The following is a 13,058-nucleotide window of genomic DNA, read 5'->3' on the forward strand; positions in this document are numbered from 1 at the left end:
GACCTGTCCGTTCGGGACCTATGGCCCCTGCGGATCTCGAAAGATCACGGTGAAGTGGTCCGTGTCGCGTCGCCGACTTGCGTCCGGACGCGGAACGTACCAGCGTGGGGCACCACGGCGCGGCGGGCGCGCCCGCCGGGGAGGACCACCGAGGCGAGTGAGGGAACGAGGGCAGATGGCGGGCGTGACCGATGCTGCGGGACGGGCGTTGCTGGCGGTGGGCGGCCTGGTACGCCGGGCGGAGGTGTCCGCGGACGGCCGGACGCTGCACCAGATCGGCGGCCGGGAGGCGGACAGCTTCTACCGGGATCGGTGGTCGTACGACAAGGTGGTGCGCTCGACCCACGGGGTGAACTGCACCGGCTCGTGCTCGTGGAAGGTGTACGTCAAGGACGGCATCATCACCTGGGAGCAGCAGCAGACCGACTACCCGAGCGTCGGCCCCGATCGGCCGGAGTACGAGCCCCGGGGCTGCCCGCGCGGCGCGGCGTTCTCCTGGTACACGTACTCCCCGACCCGGGTGCGCTATCCGTACGCCCGGGGTGTGCTGGTGGAGATGTACCGCGAGGCGAAGCGGCGGCTGGGCGACCCGGTGGCGGCGTGGGCGGACATCCAGGCCGACCCGGAGCGCCGTCGCCGCTACCAGCGGGCCCGCGGCAAGGGCGGTCTGGTGCGGGTGACCTGGGACGAGGCGCAGGAGATCGTGGCGGCGGCACACGTGCACACGATCAAGGAGTACGGGCCGGACCGGGTGGCGGGCTTCTCGCCGATCCCGGCCATGTCGATGGTCTCGCACGCCGTCGGCGCCCGGTTCCTTTCGCTGATCGGCGGAAGCATGCTGTCCTTCTACGACTGGTACGCCGACCTGCCGGTCGCCTCGCCGCAGATGTTCGGGGACCAGACCGACGTACCCGAGTCCGGCGACTGGTGGGACGCCTCCTACCTGGTGATGTGGGGCTCGAACGTGCCGGTCACCCGGACGCCGGACGCGCACTGGATGGCCGAGGCCCGCTACCGGGGCCAGAAGGTCGTGGTGGTGTCGCCGGACTACGCCGACAACGTCAAGTTCGCCGACGACTGGCTGCCGGCACAGCCCGGCACGGACGGTGCCCTGGCGATGGCGATGGGGCACGTGGTCCTCAAGGAGTTCTTCGTCGACCGGCAGGTGCCCCGGTTCGTCGACTACGTCTCCCGGTACACCGACCTGCCGTACCTGGTCAGCCTCGAACCGGTCGAGGGTGGCGGCTACCGCCCCGGCAAGTTCCTCACCGCCGCCGACCTGGGTGAGACCGACGGGGAGGCGGCGTTCCGGCCGGTGCTGTGGGACATCGCGACCGACGCGCCGGCGGTGCCGAACGGGTCGCTCGGCGACCGCTTCAGCGAGGCCGGGGTCGGCAGGTGGAACCTGGATCTGGGCGACATCGTGCCCCGGCTCAGCTGCGACGGCGGGGCGGCGGTCGAGGTGGCGCTGCCGCGCTTCGACAACGACCTGCCCGAGGTGATGCGCCGGGGCGTACCCACCACCGAGGTGGCCGGCCGGCTGGTCACCACGGTCTTCGACCTGATGCTGGCCCAGTACGGGGTGGCCCGCCCCGGCCTGCCCGGGGTCTGGCCGACCGGGTACACCGACCCGGCGGAGCCGTACACCCCGGCGTGGCAGGAGCCGATCACCGGGGTGCCGGCCGCGGCGGTGGCCCGGATCGGCCGGGAGTTCGCCGACAACGCGGAACGCTCCGGCGGCCGGTCGATGATCCTGATGGGGGCCGGCACCAACCACTGGTTCCACTCCGACGCCACCTACCGGGCGATGCTCGCCCTGACGACGCTGACCGGCTGCCAGGGCGTCAACGGCGGCGGCTGGGCGCACTACGTCGGGCAGGAGAAGTGCCGGCCGGTCACCGGGTGGGCGCACTTGGCGTTCGGCCTGGACTGGGTACGACCGCCACGGCAGATGATCGGCACCGCCTACTGGTACATCCACACCAACCAGTGGCGCTACGACCAGTACAACGCGGAGGTGCTCGCCTCGCCGCTGGGGCGGGGGCGGTTCGCCGGCCGGCACACCGCCGACCTGCTGGCCCAGTCGGCCCGGCTGGGCTGGATGCCGTCGATGCCCACCTTCGACCGCAACCCGCTCGACCTCGCCGACGAGGCCCTCGCCGCGAACCCGGACGACCCGGCCCGACACGTCGCCGACGCGCTCGTCGACGGACGGCTCAGGTTCGCCTGCACCGATCCGGACGCGCCGGAGAACTGGCCCCGGGTGCTGACCGTGTGGCGGGCGAACCTGCTCGGCTCCTCGGCCAAGGGCAACGAGTACTTCCTCCGGCACCTGCTCGGCACCGACTCGTCGCTGCGCGCCGCCGAGGCGCCGCCGGAGAAGCGCCCGACCGAGGTGGTGTGGCACGAGGACGCCCCGGAGGGCAAGCTCGACCTGCTGCTGAGTCTCGACTTCCGGATGACCTCCACGACGCTCTTCTCAGACATCGTGCTGCCGGCCGCCACCTGGTACGAGAAGCACGACCTGAACACCACCGACATGCACCCGTTCATCCACGCCTTCACCCCGGCGATCAACCCGCCGTGGCAGACCCGTACCGACTTCACCGCGTTCCACGGCATCGCCAAGGCGTTCTCCGCGCTGGCCGGCCGGCACCTGGGGGTCCGCCGGGACCTCGTCGCGGCACCGCTGCTGCACGACACCCCGGACGCGCTGGCCACCCCGGGCGGCGTGGTGCGCGACTGGCAGGCCGGTGCGGCGCCGGCGGTACCGGGCAGGACGATGCCGAAGTTCGTCGTCGTGGAACGTGACTACGGCGCCGTCGCCGACCGGATGGCCGCGCTGGGGCCGCTGCTGGACCGGCTCGGCACCACCACCAAGGCGGTCACCGTCGACGTCACCCCGGAGATCGACTACCTGCGCCGGGTCAACGGCGAGGTGCGCGGCGGGCCGGCGGACGGCCGGCCCCGGCTCGACACCGACATCCGGGCCTGCGAAGCCATCCTGGCGCTCTCCGGCACCACCAACGGTCGGGTCGCGACCGAGGGGTTCCGTTTCCTGGAACGGCGTACCGGGCAGCGGCTGGCGGACATGTCCGCCGAGCACGAGGGCAAGCAGATCACCTTCGCCGACACCCAGTCCCGCCCGGTGCCGGTCATCACCAGCCCGGAGTGGTCGGGCAGCGAGCACGGCGGCCGACGGTACTCCCCGTTCACCATCAACACCGAGCGGCTCAAGCCGTGGCACACGCTCACCGGGCGCCAGCACTTCTTCCTCGACCACGACTGGATGCAGGAGCTCGGTGAGGAACTGCCGGTCTTCCGGCCGCCGCTGGACATGCACAAGCTCTTCGGCGAACCACGGCTGGGCCGCGACGGCGAGCTGGAGCTGACCGTGCGTTACCTGACCCCGCACTCGAAGTGGTCCATCCACTCGGAATACCAGGACAACCTGATCATGCTGACCCTGTCCCGTGGCGGACCGACGATGTGGATGAGCGAGGCCGACGCCGCGAAGATCGGGGTACGCGACAACGAGTGGATCGAGGCGGTCAACCGCAACGGCGTGGTGGTGTGCCGGGCCGTGGTGACGCACAAGATGCCCGAGGGCACGGTGTACATGTACCACGCGCAGGAGCGGGTGATCGACGTACCGAAGGCGGAGACCTCCGGGCGACGCGGCGGCATCCACAACTCGCTGACCCGGTTGCTGATCAAGCCCAGCCACCTCATCGGCGGGTACGCCCAGCTCTCGTTCGCGTTCAACTACCTCGGACCCACCGGCAACCAGCGTGACGAGGTCACCGTGATCCGCCGCCGCTCCCAGGAGGTGTCCTACTGATGCGCGTCATGGCCCAGATGGCGATGGTGATGAACCTCGACAAGTGCATCGGCTGCCACACCTGTTCGGTCACCTGCAAGCAGGCCTGGACGAACCGGTCCGGTGTCGAGTACGTCTGGTTCAACAACGTCGAGTCCCGGCCCGGCCAGGGCTACCCGCGCACCTACCAGGACCAGGAGCGCTGGCAGGGCGGCTGGGTGCGCACCCGGTCCGGCCGGCTCAAGCCGCGCGCCGGGGGGCGGCTGAAGAAGCTGTTGAGCATCTTCGCCAACCCGAAGCTGCCGGCCATCGGGGACTACTACGAGCCCTGGACGTACGACTACGAGCACCTGCTCACCGCGCCGGCCGGGGAGGACACCCCGGTCGCCCGGCCCAAGTCCCTGCTGACCGGCCAGGACACCAAGGTGAGCTGGTCGGCGAACTGGGACGACTCGCTGGCCGGCGGCAACGAGATCGCCGCCGGGGACCCGGTACTGCGGCAGGTCTCCGACCGGGTCCGCGAGGAGTACGAGAAGGCGTTCCTGTTCTTCCTGCCCCGCATCTGCGAGCACTGCCTCAACCCGTCCTGCGCGGCGTCCTGCCCCTCCGGCGCCATCTACAAGCGGGCCGAGGACGGGATCGTCCTGGTCGACCAGGACCGCTGCCGGGGCTGGCGGATGTGCATCACCGGCTGCCCGTACAAGAAGGTCTACTTCAACCACCGGACCGGCAAGGCCGAGAAGTGCACGTTCTGCTTCCCCCGCATCGAGATCGGCCAGCCCACGATCTGCTCCGAGACCTGTGTCGGCCGGCTGCGCTACATAGGACTGATGCTCTACGACGTGGACGCCGTGGCGCGGGCGGCGGCGGTCGAGGACGAACACGACCTCTACGCGGCGCAGAAGTCGGTCTTCCTCGACCCCAACGATCCGGAGGTGGTCGCCGCGGCACGGGCGGCGGGGATCCCCGACGACTGGATCGAGGCCGCACAGCGGTCCCCGATCTGGGACCTCATCATGCGGTACGAGGTGGCGCTGCCGCTGCACCCGGAGTACCGGACCATGCCGATGGTCTGGTACATCCCGCCGCTGTCGCCGGTGGTGGACGTGCTGCGGGACACCGGTCACGACGGTGAGGACCTGGACAACCTGTTCGGCGCCGTGGACGCGCTGCGCATCCCGCTGGAATACCTGGCCGGGCTCTTCACCGCCGGTGACCCGGGACCGGTGCGCGACGTGTTGAACCGGCTCGGCGCCATGCGCGCCTACCAGCGCCGGGTCAACCTCGGTGACCCACGTGACGAGTCCATCGCCACCGCCGTCGGAATGACCGGCCAGGAGCTGGACGACATGTACCGGCTGCTCGCCATCGCCAAGTACGACGAGCGGTACGTCATCCCCGCCGCGCACGCCGAGGACGCGCACCGGCTCGAACAGCTCGGCACCGAGTGCAGCCTCGACTACGAGGGCGGGCCCGGGATGGGCGGCGGCGGCCCGTACGGCCAGGGCCCGTTCGGGGAGTCATCCGGGACTCCGGCCCCGATCCAGGTCGAGACGTTCCACATGTTGCGCGACCGGCAGACCGCCGACTCGGTCGCCGCGCCGGAGGACAAGGGCACCCGGATCAACCTGCTCAACTGGGACGGCAAGGGCACCCCGGAAGGGCTGTTCCCGCCCCGGAAGGACGGAGGTGAGCAGTGAGCCAGCCGACCTGGCGCGCGGTCGCGGCCCGGGCCGCCTCGTTGCTGCTGCGCTATCCCGACCAGGCCGTCATGGCCGCGCTGCCGGTCCTGCGAGCGGCTCTCGACGGCGTGCCGGCGACGGTGGCGGAACCGTTGCGGACGGTCGCCGAGTACCGCGCCGAGGCGCCCCCGACGACGTTGGCGAGCGGCTACGTCGAGCTGTTCGACTTCCGCCGCCGCTGCTGCCTGCACCTGACCTACTACACCTGCGGCGACACCCGCAGACGCGGCGAGGCGCTGGTGCTGTTCGCCACCGCGTACCGGAACGCCGGCCTGCGGACCGTCGACGGTGAGCTGCCGGACTACCTGCCGGCCGTGCTGGACCTGGCCGCGCACGACGACGCCGGCTGGCGGCTGCTGCGGGAGAACCGGGTCGGCCTCGACCTGCTGGCCCGGGCGTTGGACACCGAGAAGTCGGTCTACCAGCACGCCATCAGGGCGGTGCTGGCCATGTTGCCGCCCGCGCAGCCCGGTGACATCGCCGCCGCCATCCGGCTGGCCCGGACGGGGCCACCGGTCGAGCAGGTCGGCCTGGAACCGTTCGGGCTCGTCGACACCACCGGAGGCCGCCGATGAACGTCCTGCTCTGGGTCGTCTTCCCCTACCTCAGCATCGCCGTCCTCGTCGGCGGGCTGGTCTGGCGCTACCGGTACGACAAGTTCGGCTGGACCACCCGCTCGTCGCAGCTCTACGAGACGGCGGTGCTGCGCTGGGGCAGTCCGCTGTTCCACTTCGGCGTGCTGATGGTCCTGATCGGGCACGTCGGCGGCCTCCTCGTTCCGAAATCCTGGACCGAGGCGGTCGGCATCACCGAACACACGTACCACCTGATGGCGGTCTTCATCGGCACCGTCGCCGGGTTCTGCACGCTGATCGGGATGGCGATCCTCATCGCCCGGCGCCGCCTCACCGGCCCGGTCTTCGCCGCCACCACCCGCAACGACAAGGCCATGTACGCGGTGTTGGCCACGGTGATCGTGCTGGGGCTCTGGGCCACCGTGCGGGCGAACGTGGCCGGCGCCGGCTACGACTACCGGGAAACCATCTCGCCGTGGTTCCGGTCGCTGTTCTACCTCAGCCCGGACCCGGAGATCATGGCCGGCGTCCCGATCGGTTTCCAGATCCACATCGTCGCCGCGTTCGCCCTCTTCGCGTTCTGGCCGTTCACCCGGCTCGTGCACGCCTTCAGCGCACCTGTCGGCTACCTCACCCGCCCGTACGTCCCGTACCGCAGCCGCGATCCCCGCCCCGGTCTGCGTCCCACCCGGCCCGGCTGGGAGGGCCCGCCGAAGCTCCCGACCCGACCGACGGAATCCACCCGCCGTCGTGGCTGACCCACCACGCGATCCACTCGAACCGATCCGTCGGCGCAGGCGTGCCGGCAGCGCTCCGGCCCTGGCGTTCCCGAGGTGAGACAGAAATGACGACGACAGGTGGTACCGCGGCACGGACCTCCGCCGCCGTGAACCCCCCGGCGGCGCCCCCGCCCGGAGCCGGACGCAACCTGCTGCTGGCGACCGTGGGATTCACGGTGAACTTCTGGGCGTGGGCACTGCTCGGTCCCCTCGGGCCCGGCGTCAAGGAGCGCCTCGGCCTCAGCTTCACCGCCCAGTCGCTGCTGGTGGCGGTCCCCGTGGTGGTCGGCTCCATCGGCCGCATCCCGATCGGGGCCCTGACCGACCGGTTCGGCGCCCGGGTGATGTTCCCGGTCGTCAGCCTGGCCACCATCGTCCCGGTGCTGACCCTCTCGGTCGTGTCGTCCTTCCCTGCGCTCATCGTCACCGGGTTCTTCCTCGGCATCGGCGGCACCGCCTTCGCCGTCGGCGTACCCCTGGTCTCCGGCTGGTACCCGCCCGCGCGGCGGGGCTTCGCCATCGGTGTGTTCGGCGCCGGCATGGGTGGAACCGCCATCTCGAACTTCAGCACCGTCCAACTCGCCGACGCCTACGGCGCCAGGACGCCGTTCCTGCTCGTCGCGGCGATCCTCGCCGGCTACGCCGTGCTGGCGTTCCTGCTCATCCGGGACGCACCCGGCCGGCAGCGGCCCGCCGGCTCCGCCTGGGCACGCGTCGCCGAGGTCGGCCGGCTGCCGGTCACCTGGCAGCTCTGTTTCCTGTACGCCGTCGGGTTCGGCGGCTTCGTCGCGTTCAGCGTCTACCTGCCCGCCTACCTGCGTACCGCCTACGACCTGTCCGCGGGCGACGCCGCACTGCGTACCGCCGGCTTCGTGATCCTCGCCGTCCTCGCCCGACCCGCCGGGGGTTGGCTCTCCGACCGGTTCCACCCGGTGCCGGTGCTCGTCTGGTGCTTCGTGGGCACCGCGGTCTTCGCCGTGGTGCAGGCGTTCCAGCCGGCGCTGATGCCGATCGCCACGATCTGCTTCCTCGGCCTGGCCGCACTCCTCGGCGCGGCCAGCGGTGCGGTCTTCGCGCTGGTCGGCAGGGTCGCCCCGGCCGACAAGGTCGGCACCGTCACCGGCGTGGTCGGTGCCGCCGGTGGACTCGGCGGCTTCGTCCCGCCGCTGATCATGGGCTGGGTGTACGGCGTCGAAGGTTCGTACGCCATCGGCCTGATGCTGCTCTCCGACGTCGCCCTGGCCGCCGCCGTCTACACCGCCGTCAAGATGAGCGGCCTCGCCCGCCGGACGGAGCCCGGCGGGCGACCACCGGCCGGCGCCGCGCCATCCTGAGCACCTGGCAGCGGTGCCGCGGGCGGGGCGGGCGGATCCCGCTCAGCCGGCCACCTCGATGCGGGGGAAGAGCACGGCGGGCTTCTCCACGGTCCGGCCGGTCAGGTCCGGCAGCGAGTCGCCCTGCTCCAGCAGATCGGCCGGCTTGGCGCCGAGCGCCGTGCCGATCCGCTCGCTGGCGGATGGGAGGAAGGGCGCGATCAGGGCGGCCAACTGTTGGATCACCCCCGCCAGGTGGTGCAGCGTGGTGTCCAGCCGGACCCGGGCTGCCTCGTCCGTGCTCTCCTGCTTCGCCAGGTGCCAGGGCGCCCGCTCGTCCACGTACGCGTTGGCCCGCCGGACCAGCTCCCAGATCCGGGCGTTCGCCTCGCGGTGGTCGTAGCGGTCCATTGCCGCGCGTACCCCGGTCGCACTGGCCGTCACCTGGTCGCGCAGCGCCGTCTCCGCCTCGTCCAGCGGGCCTGCGGCCGGCACCACACCGCCCCGGTATCGGCCGATCATGCTGGCGACCCGGCTGACCAGGTTGCCCAGTCCGTTGGCGAGGTCCCCGTTGTAGCGGTTGACCAGCCGCTCCTCGTTGAAGTCGCCGTCGAGGAACGGTGAGAAGTCGGCGAGCAGGAAGTGCCGGACCGCCTCGACCCCGTACTCCCCGACAAGCTGGGCCGGGTCGACGACGTTGCCGAGCGACTTGCTGATCTTCTGCCCGGAGAGCGTGATGTAACCGTGCACCACCACGTCGGTCGGGATCGGCAGGCCGGCCGACATCAGCATGGCGGGCCAGTAGACCGCGTGGAACCGGATGACCCCCTTGCCGACGACGTGCACCCGGCGTTCGGCGTCGGTCCAGTACCGGGCGAACCGCTCGTCCTCGCGCTGCCAGCCCAACGCGTTGACGTAGTTGGTCAGCGCGTCGATCCAGACGTACATGACCTGGTCCGGGTCGGCGGGGACGTCGATCCCCCAGCCCCGGGCCCGGGACCGCGACCGGGAGATGCTGATGTCCGCCAGGCCGGACCGGACGAAGCTCGTCACCTCGTTCGCCCGGGACGCCGGGGTGATCTTCAGCTCGCCCGACTCCAGGGCCTGGAGAATGCGGTCCTGATAGCGGGACAGGCGGAAGAAGTAATTCGTCTCCTCCACCGTCTCCGGCCGGGTGAGATGCTCGGGGCAGAGCCCGTCAACGAGTTCCGATTCGCTGTAGAACTGCTCGCAGCCGACGCAGTAAAGGCCCTCGTAGGCCATGCTGTAAATGTCGCCGGCAGCCTCCATCCGACGCCAGATCTCGGTCGCACCGGCAATGTGGTCCGGGTCCACGCTGGTCCGGATGAAATACGAATTATCGACCTCGAGTGCGTCGATCAGACGGGTGAAGTTCTGCACGTTGTCGTCGACCAGCTGCCGGGGCGAGACACCCGCCTGCTCGGCGGCGAGCACGTTCTTGAGGCTGTTCTCGTCCGAGCCGGTCAGGAAGAAGGTGTCCCGACCGTGCTGCCGCAGGTAACGGACGTACGCGTCACTCTGCACATATTCCAGGGCGTGGCCGAGATGCGGCTTCGCATTGACATATGGAATAGTGGTCGACAGGAACACCGCGCTGGGCATCTTACCCCCGGATTACTCTTCAGGTGTGGCTAATCTTGTCGGTGTGGCTAATCTTGTCTCGTCGATCGGTCGGCGATCACCCGGCGGTCGTCGACAGGGCTAAAAGGGTAACAGGACGGTACGCCCGACCGGCGCAGCGGGCCGCGTCGATGATGCCACCGGGGTCGCGGCCGCCCGTGACACGGGGTGTCGCCCCGGGACCTTTGGGGGTGTCTGGCCCCGGGACGCGTGCGTGCGGTTCCGTCAGGTGGTGAAGATCGGGGTCAGCGTGCCACGGGCCGGACTGCGGCCCCGGCGCGCTGACCGTCCGACCTCACAGGACCCGCGGCAGCCCGGCCCACCGCCGGTTCAGCGGTTGCGCGCCTGCTGGCACGGCATGCAGAAGCGGGCGTGCGGCAGGATCTCCAGCCGTTCGGTGGGGATGTCTCGCTGGCACTGCTCGCACGTGCCGTAGCTGCCGTCGGTCATCCGCTGCAATGCCTCGGTGTTGTCGGCCACGGCCCGCTGCGTGGAGTTGATGAGCGCGGTGACGGTCTGCGGGTCCAGGCCGATCTGTTCGGGGTTCCTGCGGTGCGTCCTGAGCTTCTCCAGTTCGGCGGTCTGCTGGTCGAGCTGGGCCTGCAGGACCTGCTGGAAGTTCTGTAGACGGTTGTTGTCGACGGTGGTCATGGATGGCTACCTTTCTCGAGGTTCCACGGCTGGCTTTCCTGGCAGTTCACGATCGACTTTCCTGGCAGTTCCACGGCTGGCGGTGGTCCCACGGCTGGCGGCAAGGTCCACGGCGCCGCCCGGGGCCGTACGGTGCCGCGTGGCCGGTGGGGCTCGCCCGGGACCGGTCAGCGTCGACGCGGGCGGCGACGTATCGCAGCGAGGGCGGACAGCCCGGCACCGTGCACCGCGGCGACGCGAGGACGTCTGGCCGACCGGACCGGCAGCCGCAGCACGGCGGTGGCCCGGGCGGCCAACTCCGGCGTGTTGGCCCCGCCGCCGACGAGGACCAGGCCGCGGTGCGCGGCGGCCCGGTCGACGTCGCGCGCCCGGCCGTCCCGGCGTAGGTCCTGAACCAGGTCGGTGACGGTGTGGACGACGACATCGGCGGCGGTGGGCCCGATGAGGTCCCGGACTCCGATGGTCGCCTGGCGGGCGGTGATCAGACCCCCGTCAGCCAGCATCGCGACCTCGATGAGCTGCGCTCCGACGTCCGCGATGAGCAGCGGACCCGGTGCCGCGCCGGCGCCGATCGCGGCTGCGCGGATGGTGGGGGTGAGCATCAGCCGGGACGGCTGGAACACCGTGGTGAGCAGCTCCCGCATGGCCTCGTCGTCGCTCGCCTTGCTCAGGACCGGTCGGCAGGCGACCATGACCGCTCCGGACGGCAGCGGTTGGTGGTAGCGGGACAGTATCCGGTCCAGCAGCCTCCGCAGGCCGTTCGCATCGGCGATGCGGCCGCGCTGCACCAGGGGCTTGGGGTTGCTCAGGCTGTCGTTGAGGCTGGGCAGCTGCACCAAGGGGCGTCCGGAGGCCCAGATCCGGGCGTAGCCGCTGCCCAGGTCGATGCCGACCGCGGCCGGCTCGGTGCCGGTGGGCTCGCCGGCCGTACGCTGGGTGCCCGAGGCGGACGCCGATGCCAGGGCGCCGTGCTGATCGACGATGCTCACCGTCTAGCCCCTTCCACCTCGAAGACGATCGGTCGTCGGAGTCGACCGAGCAGAATGCTGGTAGCGCCGGTCGCCTGCCAGGTGTGTGGCAGGTCTGTCGGGGCGCTGCGGCTAGCGAGCCGTGCCTCTGCGCACCGTGGCGACGACTCGCACCGGGGGCGCTGGACTGTCCTGCACCGGACCATCGGAACCTGGTGGCGCGACCGGTGCACTGCCGGCCGGCGCAGCGAGGCCGTGCGCGCGCAGGCTGGCGACGCCCGGAAGCTTCGTGGCCTTACCGGTCGTCATCACACCTCCTCGCACGCTCGCGACCAGATAGAACCTCGAGCATCCGCCTGTCGCGCCGCTGCGGCATGGGCTGCCGCCGGCAAGGTCTTCGGCTTCGTACTGCCGGCGACCGGCAAGGTGGGCGCGACCGCGCATGAGGCTGGGGTCAGAGCCGGTGGGCGCTGGGGTCAGAGCCGGTGGGCGACGGCGGGCGGGGATGCGGCCCCGGCGCCCGGGGGCCGGCCCCCGAAGGCGGATATCCAGCGCATATGGTCTCGGCGGCGGCCATAATGATCGAGATCCACCACCGGACGCGCGAGGAAGGGCACGATGGTGACTCCAGAATCCGTCAACACCCCGGACACCCCGATGCCGGCGGCCTTTTTCGGCCACGGCAATCCGATGAACGCGCTGGAGGTCAACCGCTACTCCTCGGCATGGCGAGCCTTCGGAGAGAGCGTGCCGCGCCCACGCGCGATCCTGGTCGTCAGCGCCCACTGGTACATCAACGCCACCGCCGTCACCGCCATGCCGAGGCCGCGGACGATCCACGACTTCTACGGCTTCCCCCAGGAACTGTTCGAGGTGCAGTACCCCGCCCCCGGACTACCCGAGATGGCCGCTGAGGTCAGTGACGTCGTCCACCCGACCTGGGTCGGTGCGGACGTCGACAGTTGGGGCATCGACCACGGCACCTGGTCGGTGCTCGTGCACGCCTTTCCCGACGCCTCCATTCCGGTGGTCCAGCTCAGCATCAACGCCGACAAGCCGCTCGACTACCACCTGGAACTGGGTGCCAAGCTGGCGCCGCTGCGCAAGCGAGGGGTACTCATCGTCGCCAGCGGTAACGTGGTGCACAACCTGCGCGGCATGGACTGGAAGCTCACCGACGAGGGCTACGACTGGGCCCAGCGCTTCGACGAGGATGCCAAGACCCGGATGCTCACCGATCCGACCGAGTTCGCGACCCTCGACGCCCACCCCGACTACCGCCGCGCCGCACCCACCCCGGACCACTTCATCCCCGCCCTGTACCTCGCGGGCTTGGCCGGAGCCACCGACACGCCGGGCACCGACGTTCTGGTCGACGGCTACGCCTACGGGTCGCTCTCGATGACGGCGTACACGCTCGGCCTGCGCCGCCCGGACGCCCTCAGTGGCGCCGGCTCCCCGCAGCCGCCGGCCGACCTGCCGCCGGACGGATCCAACATCTGACCACCCGGCGGAGGCAGGCCGTCGGCGTGGTCTCGGGCGGCGTCGCCTTACGGTACCGACCTCCCG

9 protein-coding genes are annotated in these 13,058 nt (G+C 70.8%); 6 read left to right on the forward strand and 3 right to left on the reverse strand.

Annotated elements, in window-relative coordinates:
* Nucleotides 1-175: 175 nt before the first annotated feature.
* The 5 genes from EV371_RS23665 (at nucleotide 176) to EV371_RS23685 (ending at nucleotide 8,250) form a co-directional block, all read left to right on the forward strand.
* Nucleotides 176-3,841 carry a nitrate reductase subunit alpha gene (locus EV371_RS23665; RefSeq protein ID WP_130463992.1) on the forward strand — a complete coding sequence of 1,222 codons (3,666 nt, stop codon included), beginning with the start codon at nucleotides 176-178 and terminating at the stop codon, nucleotides 3,839-3,841.
* Nucleotides 3,841-5,520 (forward strand): nitrate reductase subunit beta, encoded by a 1,680-nt coding sequence (gene narH / locus EV371_RS23670; RefSeq protein WP_130463993.1) that lies wholly within the window; start codon nucleotides 3,841-3,843, stop codon nucleotides 5,518-5,520. Before EV371_RS23665 ends, narH begins: the two co-directional genes overlap by 1 nt.
* Nucleotides 5,517-6,137: a nitrate reductase molybdenum cofactor assembly chaperone gene (gene narJ / locus EV371_RS23675; RefSeq protein WP_130463994.1), complete on the forward strand. Its 621-nt coding sequence runs from the start codon at nucleotides 5,517-5,519 to the stop codon at nucleotides 6,135-6,137. Before narH ends, narJ begins: the two co-directional genes overlap by 4 nt.
* The gene (narI, locus tag EV371_RS23680; protein ID WP_130463995.1) at nucleotides 6,134-6,895 is read left to right on the forward strand and encodes a respiratory nitrate reductase subunit gamma; all 762 of its coding nucleotides are present in this window, start codon (nucleotides 6,134-6,136) and stop codon (nucleotides 6,893-6,895) included. Before narJ ends, narI begins: the two co-directional genes overlap by 4 nt.
* Before the next feature lie 128 nt (nucleotides 6,896-7,023).
* The gene (locus EV371_RS23685) at nucleotides 7,024-8,250 is read left to right on the forward strand and encodes an MFS transporter (protein WP_486484962.1); all 1,227 of its coding nucleotides are present in this window, start codon (nucleotides 7,024-7,026) and stop codon (nucleotides 8,248-8,250) included.
* 42 nt (nucleotides 8,251-8,292) lie between these two features.
* On the opposite strand, the gene metG is transcribed toward EV371_RS23685, so the two are convergent.
* From metG to EV371_RS23700, 3 genes are all read right to left on the reverse strand, one after another.
* Entirely contained in the window at nucleotides 8,293-9,852 is a 1,560-nt protein-coding gene (metG, locus tag EV371_RS23690; RefSeq protein ID WP_130463997.1) for a methionine--tRNA ligase, read from the reverse strand.
* A gap of 348 nt (nucleotides 9,853-10,200) precedes the next feature.
* Nucleotides 10,201-10,521, reverse strand: a complete 321-nt coding sequence (locus tag EV371_RS23695) for a TraR/DksA C4-type zinc finger protein (RefSeq protein ID WP_130463998.1) — start codon at nucleotides 10,519-10,521, stop codon at nucleotides 10,201-10,203.
* A gap of 167 nt (nucleotides 10,522-10,688) precedes the next feature.
* Nucleotides 10,689-11,510 (reverse strand): rod shape-determining protein, encoded by an 822-nt coding sequence (locus EV371_RS23700; protein WP_130463999.1) that lies wholly within the window; start codon nucleotides 11,508-11,510, stop codon nucleotides 10,689-10,691.
* Between the two features lie 597 nt (nucleotides 11,511-12,107).
* On the opposite strand from EV371_RS23700, the gene ygiD reads away from it, so the two are divergent.
* On the forward strand, nucleotides 12,108-12,992 hold the full coding sequence (ygiD, locus tag EV371_RS23705; protein ID WP_486484766.1) for a DODA-type extradiol aromatic ring-opening family dioxygenase: 885 nt from the start codon (nucleotides 12,108-12,110) through the stop codon (nucleotides 12,990-12,992).
* The last annotated feature ends 66 nt before the right edge of the window (nucleotides 12,993-13,058 follow it).

This window comes from Plantactinospora sp. CNZ321, assembly GCF_004217235.1.

Bases quoted from the DNA above. Each gene is read 5' to 3' on its own strand.
- EV371_RS23665 (WP_130463992.1), top strand. From the start codon at position 176: ATGGCGGGCGTGACCGATGCTGCGGGACGGGCGTTGCTGGCGGTGGGC.
- narH (WP_130463993.1), top strand. From the start codon at position 3,841: ATGCGCGTCATGGCCCAGATGGCGATGGTGATGAACCTCGACAAGTGC.
- narI (WP_130463995.1), top strand. From the start codon at position 6,134: ATGAACGTCCTGCTCTGGGTCGTCTTCCCCTACCTCAGCATCGCCGTC.
- metG (WP_130463997.1), bottom strand. From the start codon at position 9,852: ATGCCCAGCGCGGTGTTCCTGTCGACCACTATTCCATATGTCAATGCG.
- EV371_RS23695 (WP_130463998.1), bottom strand. From the start codon at position 10,521: ATGACCACCGTCGACAACAACCGTCTACAGAACTTCCAGCAGGTCCTG.
- ygiD (WP_486484766.1), top strand. From the start codon at position 12,108: ATGGTGACTCCAGAATCCGTCAACACCCCGGACACCCCGATGCCGGCG.